The sequence below is a fragment of the Nocardia sp. KT25-26 genome (assembly GCF_056627695.1).
Window position 1 is genome coordinate 314880 of sequence record NZ_CM152813.1, and the last position, 22048, is coordinate 336927.

The following is a 22048-nucleotide window of genomic DNA, read 5'->3' on the forward strand; positions in this document are numbered from 1 at the left end:
CTCAACTGTCCGCGGTCACGGCGCCCTCAGCCTACTCGGGAACTACCACCACGTGACGATTCGGCTCGGCACCTTCACTCTCACTGGTGACACCGTCCATGGCGGCCACCGCATCGTGCACGATCTTCCGCTCGAACGGCGTCATCGCCGACAACGCCTCGGACTCACCGGACTTCCGGACCCGTTCGGCGGCGGCGGTACCGAGGGCGGTCAACTCGCTACGCCGCTTCGCGCGCCAGCCCGCGACATCGAGCATCAGCCGGCTACGAACACCAGTCGCCTGCTGAACGGCGAGCCGAGTCAACTCCTGGAGCGCATCGAGAACCTCGCCGTCCCGACCGACCAGCTTGGTCAGATCGCGGCCGCCATCGATACTCACGACCGCACGATCGCCTTCGACGTCCAGATCGATATCACCGTCGAAGTCCAGTACATCGAGCAACTGCTCGAGGTAGTCGCCGGCGATCTCGCCTTCCTCGATCAGCGCTTCCTCTGCCTCGCTCGCAACGTCCACGGTCGTCGACACAGTGGCGTCCCCTCCGTCGGTCTCAACAGTCATTGGATACCTCTATCTGATAGCCGCGCCGCCGGGCCGGGGAACGGTCCCGGACATCTCCGGCGGCGCGGGTCGGCTGGGATGGGGATGGGGGGTCAGCGTTTGCGCTTCTGGTTGGCGCGTCCCCGATTTCCGGGTCGCTTCTGCCCACTCGGGCGTTTACCGCCGCCCTTACCCGACTTCGGCTTCGCCGAACTCTTCGCGCCACCGGAGGTCGTGGTCGAGCCACCAGTCGTCGACGCATCCGGCGCCTCGGAGCCGCCGGACTGCTTCTTACGGGCGTCCACCGGTTTGGCTCCCGGCTTCGGCGCGTTCGCCGCCTGCGCCTCCAGCTTGGCCTGCTTCTTGGCTTCTTCTTCCTTGGCCATCCGGCCGAAGACGAAGTGCTGCTGTACGTAGGTCCAGGCGTTGTTGGCGACCCAGTAGATCAGGATTCCGATCATCAGGAAGGGGCCACCGACCAGAACGCCGAGCGGAAAGACATACAGCGCAAGCTTGTTCATCAGCGCGGCCTGCGGGTTCGCCAGTGCCTCGGGGCTCTGCCGGGCGACCGATGCCCGCGCGTTGAAGTGGGTGGCGATACCGGCGATGATCATCAGCGGAATCGCGACCATGGCGATGTTCAGTTTGGTCGGGACGCCGCCGAAGTCCTCGAAGGCCAGCAGTTCGTTCGCCGGCGCAATGATGTGCGAGGCGAGTGGGGCACCGAAGATCCGGGCGCTCAGGAAGGACTGGACGTCTTCGACACTGAACGCATAGTTGGACAGGTTCGCATTTTCTTCCGGCGTGAGACCGAGCTGCCCGAACCCGTGGCCGGTGCGGTTGAACGAGCGCAGCACGTGGAACAGACCGAGGAAGACCGGCACCTGCAGCAGCACCGGCAGGCAACCCATCAGCGGGTTGAAGCCGTGGTCCTTCTGCAGCTTCTGCATCTCCATCGCCTGTTTCTGGCGATCGTTCTTGTATTTCTTCTGCAGCTCCTTGATCCGCGGCTGCAGCTCCTGCATCTGCTTCTGGGTTCGCACCTGCTTCACGAACGGCTTGTACAGCACCAGCCGCAGTGTGAAGACCAGGAACACCACCGAGAGCGTCCAGCTCAGCCCGCTGTCCGGGCCGAACGCAAACCCGAAGACCTGGTGCCAGAATTTCAGAATCCAGGACACCGGCCAATAGATGAAGTCGAGCACGGCTCTATGTACTCCCGTCGTTCGGTTTACAAGCTGGGCGCCACCCGCGCTCGGGCACGGGATCCCAACCACCAGGGTGCCAGGGCGCGCATTTGGCCAGGCGCACGACCGTCAGTACCAGGCCGACGATCAGGCCACGGCTGCGCAGAGCCGTCACCGCATACTCACTACAGGTGGGGGTGAACCGGCAGACCGGCAGGCGGGTGGGGGAGACGTAGGTCCGGTACAACTCGATCAGGAAGATCAGTGTATTCGCAGGTAACCGGACGGCGGTGGTCCGGATACTCATCCCGGATCACCGGTGCTGCGACCGACCGGAGGCACCGGCGGCGTCCGCACGCCGAGCTTGCGCAGACCGGCGCGCATCTGACGCAGCAGCTGCTCGGAATCTGCCGTGGCGGCTCCGGGCAGCGCCCGGATCACGATGTCGGTGTCCGCAGCGGTTTCGGGAAGTATCCGGGCGCAGATATGACGCAGGCGGCGGGCCACCCGGTGGCGAACCACCGCGTTACCCACCGCCTTGCTCACTATCAACCCGAACCGCGGCCCGCCGGCTCGCGCCAGTTCCGCGGTCGGGATCACTCGCCCGGTGGACGGATCGGCAGCATCGCCGGACTCGACGAACTCGTGCGTGTACGCGTGAACGACCAGGTCTCGTCTCCCGATTCGCTGGCCGCGGCGCACCGTGCGGGAGAAGTCGGCACGATGATGCAACCGATACGGCTCAGGCAACACCCGAGCGTCCGTACCGGATCAGGCAGTCAGTGCAGCGCGGCCCTTGCGGCGACGCCCCGACACGATCGCGCGGCCCGCACGGGTCCGCATCCGGAGGCGGAAGCCGTGCACCCGCGCCCGACGACGGTTGTTCGGCTGGAACGTCCGCTTGCCCTTGGCCACGGTCAACACTCCTCGAGTAGGTGGGCACCGGCCGGTGCCCGAAGCTTTGTTCGGTGATTCGGATGTCTGCGGGCCGGATGTGCAGGGAACATCCGCGCAGCAGCCCGGGCGATCGATGCGCCGTCCGTGTGCACAGAGCAGCACGCCACCGCACCAGGGGTGACTGTACGAGAGTACTTACCCCGCTGGACCGGGTCAAACTCGCCCCCCGCCGGGCCGCGGCCGAGCGGGCATGGCACGATGTCGGTACTGCTGCCCGGCAGATGCGCCAGGCATGCCGCCGAGAAACCGCAGGTCCAGGCGTTTTCCCAGGTCACGCGCCGACACGAGCGGGCTATCCCCAGGTTTTTCCACATCTGTGGATAATTGTGTGGAAAGAATGCTGGAGTGGCATATTCATGGGGCCGACGGTGCCCGCGTAGCTGTCCGGACTCCGGGATCGGGCGGCGCTCGACCGGTTTCGGGCGCTGCGTTCCGTTGGGGCGCCCACACCCCGCGTTCCAACCGAGGTGATGATTCCGGGGAGGAAGCTGCATGGACGACGAGCAGAACGTGCTGGCCACAGTATGGCCGGAGGTGGTCGCAGAGCTGACCGCCGGCTCGCCCGACGGCGCGATTCCCGCCGTGACCCGGGCGCAGCAGGCGTGGTTGAACCTGGTGAAACCGCTCACGGTGGTCCAGGGATTCGCCCTGCTCTCGGTGCCCTCCTCGCTTGCCCAGGAGGCGATCGAGCGCGATCTGCGAGAACCGATCCTGTATTCACTCGGGCGCCGGCTCGGTCCGCAGGTGGAGGGCCTGGGCGTGCGTGTCGCCGCGCCCAACACTCCCGGCGGTGAGCGCACCGCGGCGGCGCCCCGGCACGCCCGGATGACCAGCCGCCCGGAACGCCCGCAACCGGCGCGGCCGCCGGCCGCGCCGCCCGGCACCGACCCCGCCGACCCGCAGTTCCGTACCCCGGCGGAGTTCGCACGGCCTCGATTCGACTCGAACCCGAACGACCTTCCGGCCTACGCCCCCGCCCCGGCACCTACCGACTACGAACCGGACGGATTCCGGGGCCGGCCGAACCGGCCCGAAACCGACGACTACGCCGGCCGCCGCGATCCGGAGCCGGCGGGCAATCCCACATCGGACGCCCCGGGCTATCGCGGTGACGATCGCGACACAGCGGAGTTCCCCGGAGTCGACACCGAACCCACCGCGGTCTATCCGATCCCGGACTTCACCAATGGTGCGTTCCCGCCGCCGGTCGCACCCGAGGAATCGGCGCCGATGTCGCGCCCCGCACCCCGCCGTGAGTCCGGCCGCCGCGATCACACCCCGCCGGGGCAGGAATCGCTGTTCGCCCCGGAACAACCGGCGGACCGGCCGCTCACCGAGGCCGACCGAGGTCCTGCCGGGCCGGGCGAGCAGCGCAGGTTCGACGAGCAGCGACCGGCGCGGGAGCCCGCACCGAACGGCCCGGGACCGGTCGATGAACCGGTCGTCGATGTGCGGAACAACTGGCCGACTTATTTCGCCGGTAAGTCGGAGGACAAACCGGCGCCGGCGCAGTCCTCGGCGAGCCTGAACGCGAAGTACACGTTCGAGACGTTCGTCATCGGAGCATCCAACCGCTTCGCGCACGCGGCGGCCGTCGCCATCGCCGAGGCCCCGGCGCGGGCCTACAATCCGCTGTTCGTCTGGGGCGCTTCCGGACTGGGCAAGACACATCTGCTGCATGCCGCCGGCCACTATGCGCAGCGACTCTTCCCGGGAATGCGGGTGAAGTACGTCTCCACCGAGGAGTTCACCAACGACTTCATCAACAGCCTGCGCGACGACCGCAAGGTTGCGTTCAAGCGCCGCTACCGCGAAACCGACATCCTGCTGGTCGACGACATCCAGTTCATCGAGGGCAAGGAAGGCATCCAGGAGGAGTTCTTCCACACCTTCAACACGCTGCACAACGCCAACAAGCAGATCGTGGTGTCCTCGGACCGGCCACCCAAACAGCTCGCCACCCTCGAGGAGCGGCTGCGCACCCGGTTCGAATGGGGACTGATCACCGATGTGCAGCCACCGGAACTGGAGACCCGAATCGCGATCCTGCGTAAGAAGGCGCGGATGGATCGGCTCGATGTGCCGCACGACGTGCTGGAGCTGATCGCCAGCCGGGTGGAGCGCAACATCCGGGAGCTCGAGGGCGCCCTGATCCGGGTCACCGCGTTCGCCTCGCTGAACGGTCAGCCGCTGGACCTGTCCCTGGCCGAGGTGGTGTTACGCGACCTGATGCCCGATACGGCGACGGTCGAGATCAACGCGGCCACGATCATGGCGGTCACCGCGGAGTACTTCAACACCACGCTCGACGAGCTGACCGGCCCGGGCAAAGCGCGGCCGCTCGCCCAGGCGAGGCAGATCGCCATGTATCTGTGCCGGGAGCTGACCGATCTTTCCCTGCCGAAGATCGGCCAGGCGTTCGGCCGCGACCACACCACCGTGATGTACGCGGAGAAGAAGGTTCGCAAGGAGATGACCGAGCGGCGCCGCGTCTACGACCAGGTTCAGGAACTCACCGCACGGATCAAACAGCGGTCCCGCTGAGCCGACGCGGCGCTCCGCGCCGGCTCATCCCCAGCCCGTTCCGGGCAGTCATCCACAATCAGTCCATCCCCACCCTGTGCACCGCCCTGACCTGGGGCGGTGCATTTTTTGTCCTGTGGATTCCTCGAGGAATCCCTGTGGACTCCTCGAGGAATCCCGAGGTTGTCCACCAGTTTGTGCACAGCAGTTGGGGATCAACCTGGGGGTCTTCGCTAACAGGCAGTTGTCCACACCATCCACAGCTCAGCTACCCACAGCCTGTGGACAGCAACTGACCAGCGACGATGCCGCAACCGCCCTGTGGATTCCTCGAGGACTTCTTGTGGACTCCTCGAGGAATCCACTGGTCTACCCCCAACCGGGGGCACTGTGTGTACAACCCGGCGGATTCGGTGGAACAACCGGTGGACTACTCGAGGATGAACTTGGGACAGTCCGGGGGCGTCCACAGCCGCTCACAATTCATCCTCGAGCCACCCCCACGTCATCCCCACGCCAACATGCCCACTGACCTGCGGATACCGCTGGATTCCACAGATTCCACAGGGCCTATTACTACTTCAGTTATTTCTCTTGAAGATCTCTCTTTGAAACAGGGGGTGTGGAAAGTTGCTCGGCAACGTCGCGTAGCGCCCGGGGCCGGTCCACAAGACGCCGGGAGGAGAGGGATGGCCGGTGCTGTGCCCGGCCACCGGATCCCGACACGTCCCCGTCGGGTACCCCGGATGAGCCGATTCAGGGCAGAATGACAACCGGTCCCCGCCGGACCGAGGTATCCAGCCCGGGCTGGGGCCGGACCGGATCCGCGGGGTAGGTTCGGGGTACACAGCGATCCGGATACGACTTTGGAGAGGACAGATCGGGCGATGGAGCTTGCGAGCATGAAGTTTCGGGTCGCCCGGGAGGATTTCGCCGAGTCCGTGGCCTGGGTGGCGCGCAGCCTCCCGTCCCGCCCGCCGGTGCCGGTACTCGGCGGCGTTCTCCTGGTCGCCGATGAATCCGGCCTGACTGTCTCGGGCTTCGACTACGAGGTATCGGCGCAGATGCGGGTCGCCGCGGAGGTGGCCGGCCCCGGACAGGTGCTGGTCTCCGGCAAGCTCCTCGCCGATATCACCAAGGCGCTCTCGAACAAGCCGGTCGATGTGGCGGTGGACGGCAGCCGGGTCCTGATCACCTGCGGCAGCGCCAAGTTCTCGCTGCCCACCATGCCGGTCGAGGACTATCCCCAGCTGCCGGAGGTGCCGCAGCAGTCCGGTGAACTCGGTGTCGATGTGTTCGCCGAGGCGGTCGCCCAGGTCGCCGTGGCCGCGGGCCGGGACGACACCCTTCCGATGCTCACCGGCATCCGCGTCGAGATCGAGGGACCGTCGGTCACGCTGGCCGCCACCGACCGGTTCCGGCTCGCTGTCCGCCGGATCGAATGGCAGCCCGATCGCACCGATATCGAGACCGCGGTCCTCATCCCGGCCCGTACGCTCTCCGAAGCGGCCAAGACACTCGGCCCCTCCGATGCACCGGTACAGCTGTCCCTGGGCACTGGCAGTGACGCGGACGGCCTGCTGGGCATCGTGAATGCGGGCCGCCGGACGACCACCCGGCTGCTCGATGCCGAATTCCCCAAGTTCCGGCAGCTGCTCCCCAAGGAACACACCTCGGTGGCCACCCTCGCCGTCTCGGCGCTGACCGAGGCGATCAAGCGTGTCGCGCTGGTGGCCGAGCGGGGTGCACAGGTGCGGATGGAGTTCTCCACAGAGGGCCTGTTGCTCTCCGCCGGCGGCGACGACGCGGGCCGGGCCGAGGAATGGCTGGAGGCCGACTTCCGTGGTGAGCCGCTGACCATCGCGTTCAACCCGGGCTATCTGGTGGACGGCCTGTCGGCGGTGCGTTCGGACCGGGTGACCTTCGGCTTCACCACACCGAGCCGGCCCGCCGTGCTGTTGCCCGCCGCCGAGGAGGATATGGCCGAACCGCTGGAGTCGGGCGCGTTCGCGGCGCTGGAGAGCCCGTACATCTACCTGTTGATGCCGGTCCGGCTGCCGGGCTGAGCTGCGAGGCGAGGCGAGTGTTCGTCCGTACGCTCTCGGTCTGCGACTTCCGTTCCTGGGATCGGGCCGAGGTCGAGTTGTCCCCAGGTCGCACGGTCTTCCTGGGGGCCAACGGCAACGGTAAGACGAATCTGCTCGAGGCGGTCGGTTACCTGTCCGGGCTCGGCTCGCATCGGGTCTCTGCCGATGCACCGCTGATCCGGGTGGGCACGAATCGGGCCCGGATCGGTGCGACCGTGGTGAACGCCGGCCGCGAGCTGCGGATCGATGTCGAACTGAACCAGGGCAGCTCGAATCGGGCTCAGATCAACCGGTCCCCGGTCCGCCGGCCGCGGGAGATCCTGGGAATCCTGCAGACCGTGCTGTTCGCTCCCGAGGACCTGGCGCTGGTCCGTGGCGACCCGGGAGAGCGGCGCCGGTTTCTCGATGAACTGTGCACCACCCGGCTGCCCCGGCTCGCCGGGGTGCGGGCCGATTACGACCGGGTGCTGCGGCAGCGTTCAGCTCTGCTGAAATCCGCGGGCAGGCAGGCACGTTCACGTACCGACCTGAGTACGCTGGACGTCTGGGACGGCCATCTGGCCGCCCATGCCTCGGTGCTGCTGGCGCATCGATTGCGCTTGATCCACGAGTTGTATCCCTATCTGGCCCAAGCATATCGGTCGATCGCACCGGAATCCCGCCCGGCCGCAATCGCTTACCGGAGTGCGGCCCTGCCGCCGGAGCTGCTGGATCCGGCCCGGGTGCCGTCGGACGACGATGCCGAGCAGCTGGAAGCGATCCTGCTGCGCGAACTCGCTGCGGCCCGGCCGCGCGAGCTGGAGCGCGGCGTATGCCTGGTCGGCCCGCACCGGGACGATCTCGAACTGCTGCTGGGCAGCTCCCCGGCCAAAGGATTCGCCAGCCATGGCGAGTCCTGGTCGTACGCACTGGCTCTGCGGCTCGGTGCCTTCGAATTGCTCCGGGCGACCGGGACCGAGCCGGTGCTGCTGCTCGACGATGTCTTCGCCGAGCTGGACCGGCGGCGGCGTACCGCGCTGGCCGAGGTGGCGGCGAGTGCCGAGCAGGTGCTGATCACGGCCGCGGTGGCCGAGGACGTGCCGGCCGAGCTGGCGGCCGAGCCCGTGCGGGTGACGACCACCGGTGCCCCCGATGCCCGCACGTCCCGGCTGGATCTGCCGGCCACCACCCGGCCCGGCGGCGACGAGCTGGGCGCTCCGTCCGCGTAGAATCGCGCCGATACGTCCGCTGCAGCGACCGAGGAGGGCCGAGCCATCCCAGCCGATACGCCGGCCGCCGGCCGCGGTGACGAGCCCGGCCCCGAGTTGCGCGGAATCGACCTGGCTCGCCGGGCGCTGGAGGAGGCACGGGCGGCGGCCAAGGCCAGTGGCAAGTCGGTCGGGCAGGGGCGTGCTTCCCCGGTTCGGCGGATGCGGGCCGGCGGCCGGCGGCGCAGCGGCTGGTCCGGGGCGCGTCCCGACGAGCGCGATCCACAGCCGTTGTCCCGGTTGGCCACCTCGATCGCGAAGAGCCGGGGCTGGTCCGGCAAGGTCGCCGAGGGCATGGTGTTCGGCCGGTGGGCCGGCGTCGTCGGTACCGAGATCGCGGCCCATGCCACCCCCGTCGCGCTGGAGAACGGGGTGCTGAAGATCGCGGCGGAGTCGACGGCCTGGGCCACCCAGCTGCGGATGATGCAGTCGCAGATCCTGGCGAAGATCACTGCCGCAGTCGGCCCGGGCGTGGTGACATCGCTGCGGATCTCCGGCCCGGCTGCGCCCAGCTGGCGCAAAGGTGACCGGCACATTCGGGGGCGCGGGCCACGGGACACCTACGGCTGAGGTACCCCCACCCCCTGTGTAGATGTGGATAACTCCTGTGGATAACTCTGTGGAACGCCCATTTCGGCACCCGGTTTCACGTGGAACGGCACCGGAAGCCGGTACGCGAGGCTGACGCCATCGCTGCCGCATCGGCATCCCGGGGCGGAAACCGGTACCCGTCGAAGGTCGTTCTGAAGCATTCACGGCGGCGTGAGGGGTGTCGTAGGTGCACTCGGAGTCCGGCGTACAAGTAGGATGGTTGACGTAATCAGCGGCGAACCCTCGGCGCATGATGTGTAGTCCGTGTCCGCGAGCTGCGCGGGTACCGATACGCGTGAGGGTCAGCAAGTAAGGAGAGCTACCGACCAGTGGCTGCCAACGACTCGAACGCATCGAGCAAGAAGGATTACGGTGCCTCCTCCATCACCGTTCTCGAAGGGCTCGAAGCGGTCCGCAAACGCCCCGGCATGTACATCGGCTCCACCGGTGAACGCGGCCTGCATCATCTGGTCTGGGAGGTTGTGGACAACTCCGTCGATGAAGCGATGGCCGGCTACGCCTCCCAGGTCGACGTCACGCTGCTGGCCGACGGCGGCGTAGAAGTGACCGACGATGGTCGCGGTATTCCGGTGGAAATGCATCCACAGGGCATGCCGACCGTCGAGGTGGTCATGACCCAGCTGCACGCCGGCGGCAAGTTCGACTCGGACGCCTACGCGGTGTCCGGTGGTCTGCACGGCGTCGGTATCTCCGTGGTCAACGCCCTGTCCACCCGGCTCGAGGTGGAGATCGATGTCGACGGCTACCACTGGAGCCAGACCTACAAGGAAGCGGCGCCGAGCAAACTCGTCCAGGGTGAGCCGACGAAGCGGACCGGCACCACGGTGCGGTTCTGGGCCGATCCGGAGGTCTTCGAGACCACCACCTACAACTTCGAGACGGTATCTCGCCGCCTGCAGGAGATGGCGTTCCTGAACAAGGGGCTCACCATCACCATCACCGATGAGCGCGTCACCGACGACGAGGTGACCGACGAGGTGGTCAGCGAGACCGCCGAGGCGCCCAAGCACGGTACCGACGGGCAGCAGCCGCCGGCCGAGCACAAGGTCAAGAAGCGGACCTACCACTACCCGGGTGGCCTGGAGGACTTCGTCCGGCACCTCAACCGCACCAAGCAGGCCATCCACAACTCGGTGGTCGGCTTCACCGGTAAGGGCACCGGCCACGAGCTCGAGGTGGCGATGCAGTGGAACGCGGGCTACTCGGAATCCGTCCACACCTTCGCCAACACCATCAACACCCATGAGGGCGGCACCCACGAAGAGGGTTTCCGCGCGGCACTGACCACCGTGGTGAACCGGTACGCCAAGGAGAAGAAACTCCTCAAGGAGAAGGACGGCAACCTCTCCGGCGACGACATCCGCGAGGGTCTGGCCGCGATCGTCAGCGTCAAGGTCGGTGAGCCGCAGTTCGAGGGGCAGACCAAGACCAAGCTCGGCAATACCGAAGTGAAGTCGTTCGTGCAGAAGACCTGCAACGAACACCTCACCCATTGGTTCGAGGCCAACCCGGCCGATGCCAAGACCATCGTGCAGAAAGCGGTGTCCTCGGCGCAGGCGCGGCTGGCCGCGCGCAAGGCGCGTGAGCTGGTGCGCCGCAAGTCCGCCACCGATCTGGGCGGGCTGCCGGGCAAGCTGGCCGACTGCCGGTCCAAGGATCCGAGCAAGTCCGAGATCTACATCGTCGAGGGTGATTCCGCCGGTGGCTCGGCGAAGTCCGGGCGCGATTCGATGTACCAGGCGATCCTGCCGCTGCGCGGCAAGATCATCAACGTCGAGAAGGCCCGCATCGACCGGGTGCTCAAGAACAACGAGGTGCAGGCGATCATCACCGCCTTCGGCACCGGCATCCACGACGAGTTCGACATCTCGAAACTGCGCTATCACAAGATCGTGCTGATGGCCGACGCCGACGTCGACGGCCAGCACATCTCGACGCTGCTGCTCACGCTGCTGTTCCGGTTCATGCGCCCGCTGGTCGAACAGGGGCACGTGTACCTGGCCCAGCCGCCGCTCTACAAGCTGAAGTGGCAGCGCAGCGAACCCGAGTTCGCCTACTCGGACCGGGAGCGCGATGCGCTGCTGGAGGCCGGGCTCGCCGCCGGCAAGAAGATCAACAAGGACGACGGCATCCAGCGCTACAAGGGTCTGGGCGAGATGAACCCGAAGGAACTGTGGGAGACCACCATGGATCCGACCACCCGGGTGCTTCGTCAGGTGACGCTCGACGACGCGGCCGCCGCCGACGAGCTGTTCAGCGTGCTGATGGGTGAGGACGTCGAAGCCCGCCGCAGCTTCATCACCCGCAACGCCAAGGACGTGCGCTTCCTCGATGTGTAGCCGGACCGGGGTGGCAGCAGTCATCCCGGTACGCCACGTCGAAACCGCACCGAAGGCCATGAAGGAGCCAACTCGATGACCGACATCACCCTGCCGCCGGACGGCGCAGGCGACCGGATCGAACCGGTCGACATCCAGCAGGAGATGCAGAGCAGCTATATCGATTACGCGATGAGCGTGATCGTGGGCCGCGCCCTGCCCGAGGTCCGGGACGGGCTCAAGCCCGTGCACCGCCGCATCCTGTTCGCGATGTACGACAACGGGTACCGCCCGGACCGCAGCTACGTGAAGTCCGCCCGCCCGGTGTCCGACACCATGGGTAACTACCACCCGCACGGCGACTCGGCGATCTACGACACCCTGGTCCGGATGGCCCAGCCGTGGTCGATGCGCTACCCCCTGGTGGACGGCCAGGGCAACTTCGGCAGCCGCGGCAACGACGGCGCCGCCGCGATGCGCTACACCGAGTGCCGTCTGACCCCGCTGGCCATGGAGATGCTGCGCGATATCGACAAGGAAACCGTCGATTTCGTGCCGAACTACGACGGTAAGACCCTCGAGCCGGTGGTGCTGCCCAGCCGGGTGCCGAACATGCTGATGAACGGCAGCAACGGCATCGCGGTCGGTATGGCGACCAATATTCCGCCGCACAACCTGACCGAGCTCGCCGAGGCCATCTACTGGGCGCTGGACAACCACGAGGCCGACGAGGAATCCACTCTCGCCGCCTGTATGGAGCGGATCAAGGGCCCGGACTTCCCGACCTCCGGCCTGATCGTCGGCAGCCAGGGCATCCACGACGCCTACACCACCGGTCGTGGCTCGATCAAGATGCGCGGTGTCGTCGAGATCGAGGAGGACACCAAGGGCCGCACCACGATCGTCATCACCGAGCTGCCCTACCAGGTCAACACCGACAACTTCATCAACGCGATCGCCGAGCAGGTCAAAGACGGCAAACTGGCCGGCATCTCCGATATCCACGACGAGTCCTCGGACCGGGTGGGCCTGCGCATCGTTGTCACCGTGAAGCGGGACGCGGTCGCCAAGGTGGTGTTGAACAACCTCTACAAGCACACCCAGCTGCAGACCAGCTTCGGCGCCAACATGCTGTCCATCGTGGACGGGGTGCCGCGCACGCTGCGCCTGGATCAGATGATCCGGCTCTACGTCAACCACCAGCTGGAAGTCATCGTCCGGCGAACCCGGTACCTGCTGCGCAAGGCCGAAGAACGGGCCCACATCCTGCGCGGCCTGGTCAAGGCGCTGGACATGCTCGACGAGGTCATCGCCCTGATCCGGCGGTCGGCCAACACCGAGACCGCGCGTACCGGGCTGATGCAGCTGCTGGAGATCGACGAGATCCAGGCCACCGCCATCCTGGACATGCAGCTGCGCAAGCTGTCGGCCCTGGAACGGCAGAAGATCATCGAAGAGCTGGCCGAGCTCGAAGCCGAGATCGCCGACCTCAAGGACATCCTGGACAAGCCGGAACGGCAGCGCGCGATCGTGCGCGACGAGCTGGCCGAGATCGTCACCAAGTACGGCGACGACCGCCGCACCCAGATCATCGCCGCCGACGGTGACGTCGCCGACGAGGACCTGATCGCCCGCGAAGACGTGGTCGTGACGATCACCGAGACCGGCTACGCCAAGCGCACCCGCACCGACCTGTACCGGTCGCAGAAGCGCGGCGGTAAGGGCGTGCAGGGGGCCGGCCTCAAACAGGACGACATCGTCAAGCACTTCTTCGTCTCCTCCACCCACGACTGGCTGCTGTTCTTCACCAACAAGGGCCGGGTGTACCGGGCGAAGGCCTACGAGCTGCCGGAGGCGAACCGCACCGCGCGTGGTCAGCACGTCGCGAATCTGATGGCCTTCCAGCCGGACGAGCGGATCGCCCAGATCATCCAGCTCAAGTCCTACGAGGACGCGCCGTACCTGGTGCTGGCCACCCGGAACGGCCTGGTCAAGAAGTCGCGGCTGACCGATTTCGACTCCAACCGGTCCGGCGGCATCGTCGCGGTCAACCTGCGCGGCGAGGACGAATTGGTCGGCGCGGTGCTGTGCTCCTCCGACGACGATCTGCTGCTGGTTTCCTCACAAGGCCAGTCGATCCGGTTCTCCGCGACCGACGAGGCGCTGCGGCCGATGGGCCGGGCCACCTCCGGGGTGCAGGGCATGCGGTTCAACGCCGACGATGCGCTGCTCTCCCTCAATGTGGTCCGCGCCGGCACCTATCTGCTGGTCGCCACCTCGGGTGGCTATGCGAAACGCACCGCGATCGAGGAGTACACGCCGCAGGGCCGGGGTGGAAAGGGCGTATTGACCCTCCAATACGACCCGAAGCGTGGCAACCTGGTGGGTGCGCTCATCGTCGACGACGAGGACGAGTTGTACGCCATCACTTCCTCCGGTGGGGTCATCCGGACGGCGGCCAAACAGGTGCGCCGGGCCGGACGGCAAACCAAGGGCGTGCGATTGATGAACCTCGGCGAGGGCGATACCTTGCTAGCGATCGCGCGCAATGCCGACGAGCCCGATCCCGATCAGCTCGCCGGAAATTGACGATGCGGCCGCCTCCGCGGTCGAACGTGCGTAGCAAACCGGAAAAACCAAAAGCGGCGGCAACGAAACGGATCCGAGGATTCCATTGACCACTCCGAATCAGTCGAACGACGATCGGCACCAGACCAACGGCTCGAGTGACGGCGCCGCCTCGTCTACGGTGGCACCGCATCCCGTCGGGCAATCCGGAGCGGCACCGGAGTCGCCCGGAGGTGGCGGTAAGCCGGCGCCGGGTCAGCAGTCCGGGCAGAAGTCGCCGTATCAGGACGGCTGGGCCCAGTTACCGCAGCGGGAACCGCAGTCGAACCTGAACCGGCCCGGTCAGACCCCGGTGACCGGCCGGTCCGGTTCGGTCGGGCTCAATGCGGGCAAGACCAATGCGCGGACCACCGCGGATCTGGCGGCGAAGGCGGCGCGTAAGGAAGCCGCGATGGTGAAGTCCGTCGGCATCGACGGGCCCACCCGCAGCATCGCGCGGCCGGAGTTGGTCAAGGACATGCCGGACCTGTCGGAGGTCCGGCACCCGACGCCGTATCCGGCCGAGGAGCCGCAGGCCGCCGCCCCGGCGGCGGCGCCGAGCGCGGCCGCTACTCCGACGGTATCGCCGGCCGTGCCGGTTGCGGTCGCCGCGGCTGCGGCCGGTCAGCCGTTGCGGGCGACGGTGCAGATCCGCCGGATCGATCCGTGGTCGACGCTGAAGATCACCCTGGTAATCAGCGTCGCCATGTTCTTCGTCTGGATGATCGCGGTCGGGCTGCTGTACATGGTGCTGGAAGGCATGGGTGTGTGGCAGCGCCTGGACACCTCGCTGGGGGAGATCGTCTCCACCGACGGCAGCAGCACCGAGCTGATCGGGGCCGGGACGGTCTTCGGATACGCCGGCGTGATCGGGCTGATCAACGTGGTCCTGTTCACCGCGCTCGGCACGATCGGTGTGTTCATCTACAACCAATGCTGTGATCTGGTCGGCGGTATCCAGGTGACTCTGGCCGACCCCGACTGATCGGCGCGATCCCGACGGCCGGTCCGACCCGAAAAAGGCTCGGACCGGCCGTTTTGGTTAACCAGGGGACGGTAGGGTAGTCTCAGTTCTCGTTGCAGGGCGCCGGAGAGCGGTGGCCGAGCAGTTCACGGGCCTATAGCTCAGGCGGTTAGAGCGCTTCGCTGATAACGAAGAGGTCGGAGGTTCAAGTCCTCCTAGGCCCACTCCCGAAAGCACAACACAGTAGGGTGGGAATCATGAAGTTCGTTCTCGTGATCGGTGTTGTTGCGGCGGTTCTCTTCGGTATCACCAAGCTGCGTAAGCGTGATGAAGCCGATCTCTGGCACGAGGTCACCACTCGCTGATCTCGTCCCGGCCAGGGGCCTTAGCTCAATTGGCAGAGCACTGCCTTTGCAAGGCAGGGGTTAGGGGTTCGATTCCCCTAGGCTCCACTTCGGTGGGAGGCTCATGCTCATGGAGAGCATGAGCCTTTCCTCGTTTCGCGTGTTTGTGGGGGTGCAAACCCCCACACCCCGCCCGGCGGGCTTCGCCCCCGGACCCCCGAGTTGCAGTGGTTGCTTCGGGTAAGGCTACGGGCGCTCTCGGAGCGTTGAGTCTGCGGTTTCAAGGAGGCATTGCGTGGGGGGCGAGACGGGAGATTTCCCAGCAGCCACGGCCGAGCAGTACGACTCCTGGGCCCCGGAGCGGTGCGCAGGCATCGAGGTGGCCGACGGGGTGGTCGTTCCACGTCCGAGCGCGTCCAAGCGGCACAATCGGCTGGCCCGGCTCCTCGCGAACGCCCTGGAAGAAGCTGCCGGTCCGGAGTGGAACGCCGATACGGACTTCGATGTGCGGTTGCAGGATGTTCCGCTGACCAACCGGCGTCCGGATGTGGTGGTCTACCGTGCTGACGCACTCGATATCGTGCCGACTCGTCCCGAGCATGTGCTGCTGGTCGCCGAGGTGGTCTCGCCGGGATCGGAGACCACCGATCGGATTGTGAAGGTCGATCAGTACGCGCGGGCGGGTATCGCCTTCTACTGGCGGGTCGAGCAGACGGCCACGGGTGTTCCGATCGTGTATGCGTATGTACTCGATCCGGCAGTGGGGAAGTACCGAGATGCCGGGGTGTTCACCGGGGTGGTCGAGACATCTGCGCCGTTTCCGGTGCGGATCGATCTCGGTAAGCTGTGAGGTCGGCGGGCGCTATTCGTTCGTGAGCTGGACGGTTGTTTCGGTGGGGGACGGGGCGCCGATGATGATCACCTGGGGTTGGGTGCGCAGGTACAGGGTGGCGGCGATGATGACGGCCAGGCAGGCCACGATCAGGGCGGCCACGGTCGCCCAGCCGATGGTCCGGGCGGTGTCGGGTGAATCGATGCGGAGCCAGCCGGGGGCGTAGAGGATGCCCAGGGTGCACAGGGTGCCGGCGGCCAGGCCACCCAGATGTCCCCAGAGCGACAGGCCAGGGATGGAGAAGCTGATGATGACGTTGACGGCGATGATCACCAGCATCGGGGTCGGGCTCTGCCGCAACCTGATCAGTGTCACGGTGACGGCGCCGAACAGGCCGTAGACCGCGCCGGAGGCGCCGGCGGTCGCGGTGTTCGGGGCCGAGAGCAGCATCACTGCCGCCGCGCTGCCGAGCAGCGCGGTGAAGTAGATGGCCAGATAGCGGGCCCGGCCCAGGACTCGTTCCAGATCCCGGCCGACGATGTACAGCGCGAACATGTTGACCAGCAGGTGGATCGCGCCGTAGTGCAGGAAACCGGAGCCGATCAGGCGGAACCACTCACCGTCGGCCACCACCCGGGGAACCAGGACCCAGTCGCGGAACAGTGCCGAACCGCGATAGTTGTCCATCGCGCTGCCGGCCTGGGCCGCGGTGATCGCGTACACGAGTACGTTGACGGCGATGAGGATGTAGGTCGCATACGGTACGGCGGCGGCATCGGCACGGGCGCCGGCGACGGTTCGTACCGGCCGTACATCGCGTTGCCCCTGTTTCACGCAGTCGACACAGTGCTGGCCGACGGCCGCCGAGCGCAGGCAGTCCGGGCACGCCGGACGTCCGCAACGGGTGCAGGCCAGTCCGGTGGGGCGATCGGGATGGCGGGCGCACACGGGCGTCGGCACGTTACTCACCCTGCCATCGTGCCATGGTCGATGCCCGGTTCGCCGGATCCGTCCCCGCTGCGGTGGTGGCGAAAGCCGCGGTCGTGGCCGGGATAGCGTGACGGTGTGGACAACGTGTTCGAACATCTGCTCACCGTCGATTTGACCGATCCGCCATCGGGCGACATCACCTCGGTATGGCAGCACTGCCGGGACCGCACGGCCGGGTTCGCCGATTCGGTGGACCGGGCCGCCGTCGGCGGGGTGCAGTCGGATCGGCTGGCATATGCCTTCCTGGCTGGGTACCAAGCGGCGTTGCACACGATGGTCCCGGATCTGGATCCGGCCGAGCTGGTGTCGATGTGTGCGACCGAACAGGGCGGCGGCCACCCGTCCGCGATCGAGACCACACTGACTGTGCAGGACGGCGATCACCGCGTCGACGGAACCAAGACCTTCGCCACCCTGGGCCGGCAGGCGGACCGATTCGTGGTGCTGGCGAGCGAGGGGCGCGCCGCCGACGGCCGCAGCCGGCTCCGGGCGGTGACGGTGGCCGCGGACGCCCCCGGCGTCGAGGTGGCCGACCTGCCTGCACTGCGGTTCGCGCCGGAACTGCCGCATGCGACCGTCACCTTCCGGGGCGCGCGGGCCCGGCCGCTGCCCGGCGACGGCTACTCCGGCTTCCTCCGGCCGTTCCGCACGATCGAGGATGTGCACGTGCTCGCGGCGACCGTCGGACTGCTGGTCCGGGCCGGTCGTACGGGCGCCTGGCCGGCGACCGTGCAGGAGGAACTGCTCGCGATACTGGCCGCACTCCGCGGTCCGGCCGGCGGGGACTGGTCCGCACTCGGCAACCACCTCGCCCTGGGTGGTGTTTTCACTGCGCTGACCCGGTTACTCGACACGGTGGATCCGTTGTGGATGGAAGTAGATCAGGGAATGCGGGAGCGCTGGCAGCGTGACCGGCCATTGCTGTCGGTTGCCGGGAAGGTACGGACGCAACGACTGGAATCGGCTCGGCGTGCGGTTTCGGCGATGCGATAGCACCCGCTGAACCGCCAGAAGATATAGAGCGGGCCTCGGCGAAGGGGGGGAGTTAGCCGAGGCCCGCGTGAGGTCGGCCCGGGGGGGAGGGGCCGACGAGTTCGATCCTACGCGATGAAGCCGGAATTGGTGAACGTGGGGGACACGAGTTTCCAGAAATTTTTTCCGGGTGCCGGACGGCCCGTGTGTCCGGCACCCTCCGGCCGGGGTGCACGCTCGCTGCCGGCCGCGCTCCACCGGTCCGCTGTCCGGTCGAAAGTTCTTCATCGGCAAGACTTTACGGTCTTCGGTGAGTTGCTCGAGCGGTCCGATCGACGGCGTGCCGCCCCGCAGTGTGCCGCCCGGGAGCCGGGGGAGAGCCGCCGCAAATCGGTCCGATTCGTCGCGTGTCGACGACGGTTCGGCATGTCGCAATCGAACCAATATCCGGTACCGGAGGTATCGAACGGTAGGAGTAACACCATGACCGCCGCTGAATGCGCAGGGGTAGCCGGAGCGCCCCTCGCAGCGGCGGTCGCGGCGAAAAGGAGATGAACTTGTCGGTGGGTGCGGCAATACTGGAGTTCGGCTCGTCGGCGGGCCCGGCAGTGGCTTCTCACCGGTTGCCGCTGTGCCGCTGCCGAGAACAAATGTGTTCGGAAATCTGATCGGCTGGCAGAACAGTCTTCGACAATCTCGTACGACAGGGAGAAACATGCCCGACGCAATCGTCGCCGAGGGACTGGTCAAGAAGTACGGCCAAGTGGTCGCACTCGACGGCCTGGACCTCACCGTTCCGGAGGGGACGGTGACTGCGCTACTGGGTCCGAATGGGGCCGGCAAGACCACCACGGTCCGGGTGCTCACCACCCTCCTGGCACCGGACTCCGGAACCGCGACGGTCGCCGGGGTGGACGTACTCCGCGATCCGGTTCTGCTCAAATCCAAGATCGGCACCTCCGGCCAGTACGCTGCGGTGGACGAATACCTCACCGGATTCGAGAACCTCGAAATGGTCGGGCGGCTGTACCACCTGGGTGTGCAGCGCAGCCGGAGCCGGGCGAGGGAACTCCTGGAGCGATTCCGGCTGACCGAGGCCGGTGACCGTCCGGTCAAGGGGTACTCCGGCGGTATGCGCCGGCGGCTGGACCTGGCCGGAGCCCTGGTCGCCAACCCGCCGGTGCTCTTCCTGGACGAGCCCACCACCGGGCTGGACCCGCGGGCCCGGCTGGAACTGTGGGACGTACTGGAAGAACTCGTAGCGGGCGGCACTACGTTGCTGCTCACCACCCAGTATCTGGAAGAGGCGGACCGCCTGGCCAACGACATCGCGGTCATCGACCACGGCCGGGTGATCGCACAGGGCACGGCCGACCAGCTCAAGACCATGGTCGGCGGCGACCGGATCGAGCTGACCCTCGGGCAGATCGATCAGTTGAGCATCGCGCAGGAGGTGCTCGGCGGCGTCGCCGACGGTGAATTGCGAGTGGAACCGGCGATGCGCCGAATCATTGCGCCGGTGGCCGACGGCTCCACCGACCTGGTCGATGCGATCAGCCGGCTCGGTGAGCGCCGAGTGGTGATCCACGACGTCGCACTGCGCCGACCGTCCCTGGACGACGTCTTCCTCACACTCACCGGCCACGAGGCCGAGGAACTGATCAACGGCGACAGCGCCGCCACGGAGCTCGCCGACGCCGCCACCGGCGGCCCGGCGGACGGTAAGGAAGGAAAGACCCGATGACCGCGACGGTCGTAACGGAACATCAACGGCCCGGTCTCGGTGAACGGCTCACCATGGTCGCCGCCGACAGCACCACGATCGCGAAACGCAACATCATCAAGATCAAACGGGTGCCCGACATCCTGATCTTCACGACGTTGTCGCCGATCATGTTCGTCCTGCTGTTCGCCTTCGTCTTCGGCGGTGCCATCCAGACCGACGAGGCCGCCGGCGGGTACCGGGAGTTCCTGATCGCCGGTATATTCGCGCAGACCATCGTGTTCGGTGCGTCCTGGACCGGCCTGGGCATCGCCGAGGACATGCAGAAGGGCATCATCGACCGGTTCCGGTCGTTGCCGATGGCGCCGTCCGCGGTCCTGATCGGCCGCACGCTCAGCGATGTGGTGATCAACGTGATCAGCCTGGTAGTCATGTCGCTGGCCGGCCTCGTGGTGGGCTGGCGGATCCGCGGATCGCTGCTGGATGCCGTGCTGGCCTACATACTGCTGCTGCTGTTCGCCTACGCGATCTCGTGGATCATGGCGGTGGTCGGGCTGCTGGTCCGCACGCCGGAGGTGTTCAACAACGCGAGTTTCATGGTCATCTTCCCGCTCACCTTCGTCGCGAACACCTTCGTGCCGATCGATACGCTGCCCGGACCGCTGAAGACATTCGCCGAATGGAATCCGATCTCGGCGGTCACCCAGGCGGTCCGAGTGCTCTTCGGCAACACCAATCCGAATGCCGAGGTGTCGACCGCGTGGTCGATGCAGCATCCGGTGGCCACCACCCTGATCTGGGTGGTGCTGATCCTGGCCGTGTTCGTGCCGCTGGCCCAGCGTCAGTACAAGAAGACGGTCAGCCGGTAGTGCCGTTGCGGGAGTAGCCGATCCGGGGTGGCTCGGCGGCCGGTTCGGGTGGCTGCGGGCGCTTGGACCGGGCCAGCCAGGCCGCCCCGGCGGCGGCGATCAACGCGACGACGGTGACGATGCGAACGGGTCGGGAGGTCATGGCACCACTTTGGCACAGAAACCCGGTGACGTCCGAGTGCAGGTGCCGGGTTCCCGGTCCGTCGCATGGCAGGATTGCCCGGTGACCTCACCGAACCAGACGGCCGTGGCGACACTGCACACCAACCACGGCGATATTGTGATCTCGCTCTTCGGTAACCATGCGCCCAAGACGGTGCGCAATTTCGTCGGGCTGGCAGACGGTTCTGCGTCCTACACCACGCCGAACGCTGGTGGCGGTAGTACCGGGCCGTTCTACGACGGTGCAATCTTCCACCGGGTGATGCGCGGGTTCATGATTCAGGGTGGCGACCCGACCGGGACCGGGCGTGGTGGTCCCGGATACGAGTTCGGCGACGAATTCCATCCGGAACTCCGCTTCGATCGCGGTTATCTGCTGGCGATGGCGAACGCCGGTCCGGGCACCCACACCAACGGATCCCAGTTCTTCATCACGGCCGGACCGCAGCCGCACCTGAACCGCAAGCACACCATCTTCGGTGAAGTGGCCGATGCGGCGTCGCGGAAGGTGGTCGATGAGATCGCCGCGGTGCCAACCGACCGGAACGACCGCCCCGACTCGCCGGTGATCATCGAGAAGATCACCATTTCCTGATCGTGGTGACCCCGCCATTGCCCGGCGGGGTCACCGCTCCGTGGCGAATCCCAGCTGCGTCAGCGTGTCGTGGACATCGCGCGGATCGGCGCCCAGATCCCACCGGCCGAAGATGAGCAGTCGTTCCTCCTCGCCCCGGTGTACATCGATCTCCAGCATCGCGTTGCGCCGGCCGAGCCGGCGGTAGTCGATCGTGCGGATCCGATCGATCTGTTCCGGGAAGTACTCCTCGGGGCCGCGCAGGCCCCGCACCACGAGGTGCCGCCGATCGCCGGGTACGGCGGTCAGCCGGGGGCGCTGCCGGAATCCCAGCACGGCCAGCCCGAGCAGCCCGACCGCGGCCACCCCGATCAGCAGGCGACTCGCCCCGTCCTGGGCGAATACGGCCGCCACCGCCAGCACCACACCGCCGATGGTGACCGAGATCAGTGCAGCTCTGGGGGTGGCCCAGGCGCGACTGTCCTCGGCATTCACAGCTTCCACGGTGCTGGTCCCCAATCGGTCCTCGAGTTGTGCACAGG

21 protein-coding genes and 2 tRNA genes are annotated in these 22048 nt (G+C 66.8%); 15 read left to right on the plus strand and 8 right to left on the minus strand.

Going from position 1 to position 22048, the window contains the following annotated elements; translation table 11 throughout:
* Positions 1–31: 31 nt before the first annotated feature.
* The 5 genes from AC1HFH_RS01470 to rpmH all read right to left on the minus strand — a co-directional run bounded on the left by AC1HFH_RS01470 (position 32) and on the right by rpmH (position 2640).
* Positions 32–559: a Jag family protein gene (locus AC1HFH_RS01470; RefSeq protein ID WP_480245626.1), complete on the minus strand. Its 528-nt coding sequence runs from the start codon at positions 557–559 to the stop codon at positions 32–34.
* Positions 560–651: 92 nt separating this feature from the next.
* Positions 652–1743 (minus strand): membrane protein insertase YidC, encoded by a 1092-nt coding sequence (gene yidC, locus AC1HFH_RS01475; RefSeq protein ID WP_480245627.1) that lies wholly within the window; start codon positions 1741–1743, stop codon positions 652–654.
* A 4-nt stretch (positions 1744–1747) separates the two neighbouring features.
* Complete coding sequence (gene yidD, locus AC1HFH_RS01480) at positions 1748–2032, minus strand: membrane protein insertion efficiency factor YidD (RefSeq protein ID WP_480245628.1); 285 nt, start codon at positions 2030–2032, stop codon at positions 1748–1750.
* Positions 2029–2478 (minus strand): ribonuclease P protein component, encoded by a 450-nt coding sequence (rnpA, locus tag AC1HFH_RS01485; protein WP_480245629.1) that lies wholly within the window; start codon positions 2476–2478, stop codon positions 2029–2031. The genes yidD and rnpA overlap by 4 nt, the downstream gene beginning before the upstream one ends.
* 18 nt (positions 2479–2496) lie before the next feature.
* Complete coding sequence (gene rpmH, locus AC1HFH_RS01490; protein WP_480245630.1) at positions 2497–2640, minus strand: 50S ribosomal protein L34; 144 nt, start codon at positions 2638–2640, stop codon at positions 2497–2499.
* Positions 2641–3174: 534 nt separating this feature from the next.
* On the opposite strand from rpmH, the gene dnaA reads away from it, so the two are divergent.
* The 11 genes from dnaA to AC1HFH_RS01545 all read left to right on the plus strand — a co-directional run bounded on the left by dnaA (position 3175) and on the right by AC1HFH_RS01545 (position 16234).
* Positions 3175–5226 (plus strand): chromosomal replication initiator protein DnaA, encoded by a 2052-nt coding sequence (gene dnaA / locus AC1HFH_RS01495; protein ID WP_480245631.1) that lies wholly within the window; start codon positions 3175–3177, stop codon positions 5224–5226.
* 866 nt (positions 5227–6092) lie between these two features.
* Positions 6093–7271: a DNA polymerase III subunit beta gene (dnaN, locus tag AC1HFH_RS01500; RefSeq protein ID WP_480245632.1), complete on the plus strand. Its 1179-nt coding sequence runs from the start codon at positions 6093–6095 to the stop codon at positions 7269–7271.
* Between the two features lie 17 nt (positions 7272–7288).
* Positions 7289–8500, plus strand: a complete 1212-nt coding sequence (gene recF / locus AC1HFH_RS01505; RefSeq protein ID WP_480245633.1) for a DNA replication/repair protein RecF — start codon at positions 7289–7291, stop codon at positions 8498–8500.
* 45 nt (positions 8501–8545) lie between these two features.
* Positions 8546–9109, plus strand: a complete 564-nt coding sequence (locus tag AC1HFH_RS01510) for a DUF721 family protein (protein WP_480248007.1) — start codon at positions 8546–8548, stop codon at positions 9107–9109.
* 350 nt (positions 9110–9459) lie between these two features.
* Complete coding sequence (gyrB, locus tag AC1HFH_RS01515; RefSeq protein ID WP_480245634.1) at positions 9460–11490, plus strand: DNA topoisomerase (ATP-hydrolyzing) subunit B; 2031 nt, start codon at positions 9460–9462, stop codon at positions 11488–11490.
* Positions 11491–11565: 75 nt separating this feature from the next.
* Positions 11566–14058 (plus strand): DNA gyrase subunit A, encoded by a 2493-nt coding sequence (gene gyrA / locus AC1HFH_RS01520; protein ID WP_480245635.1) that lies wholly within the window; start codon positions 11566–11568, stop codon positions 14056–14058.
* A gap of 85 nt (positions 14059–14143) precedes the next feature.
* Positions 14144–15061 (plus strand): DUF3566 domain-containing protein, encoded by a 918-nt coding sequence (locus AC1HFH_RS01525; RefSeq protein ID WP_480245636.1) that lies wholly within the window; start codon positions 14144–14146, stop codon positions 15059–15061.
* Positions 15062–15190: 129 nt separating this feature from the next.
* Positions 15191–15264 (plus strand) — tRNA-Ile (locus AC1HFH_RS01530).
* Positions 15265–15297: 33 nt separating this feature from the next.
* Positions 15298–15405, plus strand: a complete 108-nt coding sequence (locus AC1HFH_RS01535) for a DLW-39 family protein (RefSeq protein ID WP_480245637.1) — start codon at positions 15298–15300, stop codon at positions 15403–15405.
* 14 nt (positions 15406–15419) lie between these two features.
* Positions 15420–15492: transfer RNA gene (locus AC1HFH_RS01540), tRNA-Ala, on the plus strand.
* Between the two features lie 187 nt (positions 15493–15679).
* The gene (locus AC1HFH_RS01545; protein WP_480245638.1) at positions 15680–16234 is read left to right on the plus strand and encodes a Uma2 family endonuclease; all 555 of its coding nucleotides are present in this window, start codon (positions 15680–15682) and stop codon (positions 16232–16234) included.
* 12 nt (positions 16235–16246) lie between these two features.
* On the opposite strand, the gene AC1HFH_RS01550 is transcribed toward AC1HFH_RS01545, so the two are convergent.
* Complete coding sequence (locus tag AC1HFH_RS01550) at positions 16247–17185, minus strand: rhomboid family intramembrane serine protease (RefSeq protein ID WP_480245639.1); 939 nt, start codon at positions 17183–17185, stop codon at positions 16247–16249.
* Positions 17186–17281: 96 nt separating this feature from the next.
* On the opposite strand from AC1HFH_RS01550, the gene AC1HFH_RS01555 reads away from it, so the two are divergent.
* The 3 genes from AC1HFH_RS01555 (at position 17282) to AC1HFH_RS01565 (ending at position 20770) form a co-directional block, all read left to right on the plus strand.
* Complete coding sequence (locus tag AC1HFH_RS01555; protein ID WP_480245640.1) at positions 17282–18199, plus strand: acyl-CoA dehydrogenase family protein; 918 nt, start codon at positions 17282–17284, stop codon at positions 18197–18199.
* 694 nt (positions 18200–18893) lie between these two features.
* Positions 18894–19922, plus strand: coding sequence for an ATP-binding cassette domain-containing protein (locus AC1HFH_RS01560; protein ID WP_480245641.1), 1029 nt, complete (start codon positions 18894–18896; stop codon positions 19920–19922).
* Between the two features lie 53 nt (positions 19923–19975).
* Complete coding sequence (locus AC1HFH_RS01565; protein ID WP_480248008.1) at positions 19976–20770, plus strand: ABC transporter permease; 795 nt, start codon at positions 19976–19978, stop codon at positions 20768–20770.
* Here AC1HFH_RS01565 and AC1HFH_RS01570 read toward each other — a convergent pair.
* Positions 20760–20912, minus strand: a complete 153-nt coding sequence (locus AC1HFH_RS01570) for a hypothetical protein (protein WP_480245642.1) — start codon at positions 20910–20912, stop codon at positions 20760–20762. The two genes, AC1HFH_RS01565 and AC1HFH_RS01570, sit on opposite strands and share 11 nt — an antisense overlap.
* Before the next feature lie 81 nt (positions 20913–20993).
* Between AC1HFH_RS01570 and AC1HFH_RS01575 the strand changes: the two genes are divergently transcribed.
* Entirely contained in the window at positions 20994–21527 is a 534-nt protein-coding gene (locus tag AC1HFH_RS01575) for a peptidylprolyl isomerase (RefSeq protein WP_480245643.1), read from the plus strand.
* A 30-nt stretch (positions 21528–21557) separates the two neighbouring features.
* Here AC1HFH_RS01575 and AC1HFH_RS01580 read toward each other — a convergent pair whose 3' ends face one another.
* Positions 21558–22010, minus strand: coding sequence for a PH domain-containing protein (locus AC1HFH_RS01580; protein ID WP_480245644.1), 453 nt, complete (start codon positions 22008–22010; stop codon positions 21558–21560).
* Positions 22011–22048 lie beyond the last annotated feature (38 nt).

Excerpts from the sequence above, each read along its gene's own strand:
- dnaA (WP_480245631.1), top strand. The coding sequence starts at position 3,175 with ATGGACGACGAGCAGAACGTGCTGGCCACAGTATGGCCGGAGGTGGTC.
- AC1HFH_RS01560 (WP_480245641.1), top strand. The coding sequence starts at position 18,894 with ATGCCCGACGCAATCGTCGCCGAGGGACTGGTCAAGAAGTACGGCCAA.
- dnaN (WP_480245632.1), top strand. The coding sequence starts at position 6,093 with ATGGAGCTTGCGAGCATGAAGTTTCGGGTCGCCCGGGAGGATTTCGCC.
- AC1HFH_RS01565 (WP_480248008.1), top strand. The coding sequence starts at position 19,976 with ATGGTCGCCGCCGACAGCACCACGATCGCGAAACGCAACATCATCAAG.
- AC1HFH_RS01470 (WP_480245626.1), bottom strand. The coding sequence starts at position 559 with ATGACTGTTGAGACCGACGGAGGGGACGCCACTGTGTCGACGACCGTG.
- AC1HFH_RS01570 (WP_480245642.1), bottom strand. The coding sequence starts at position 20,912 with ATGACCTCCCGACCCGTTCGCATCGTCACCGTCGTCGCGTTGATCGCC.
- yidD (WP_480245628.1), bottom strand. The coding sequence starts at position 2,032 with ATGAGTATCCGGACCACCGCCGTCCGGTTACCTGCGAATACACTGATC.
- AC1HFH_RS01535 (WP_480245637.1), top strand. The coding sequence starts at position 15,298 with ATGAAGTTCGTTCTCGTGATCGGTGTTGTTGCGGCGGTTCTCTTCGGT.
- gyrA (WP_480245635.1), top strand. The coding sequence starts at position 11,566 with ATGACCGACATCACCCTGCCGCCGGACGGCGCAGGCGACCGGATCGAA.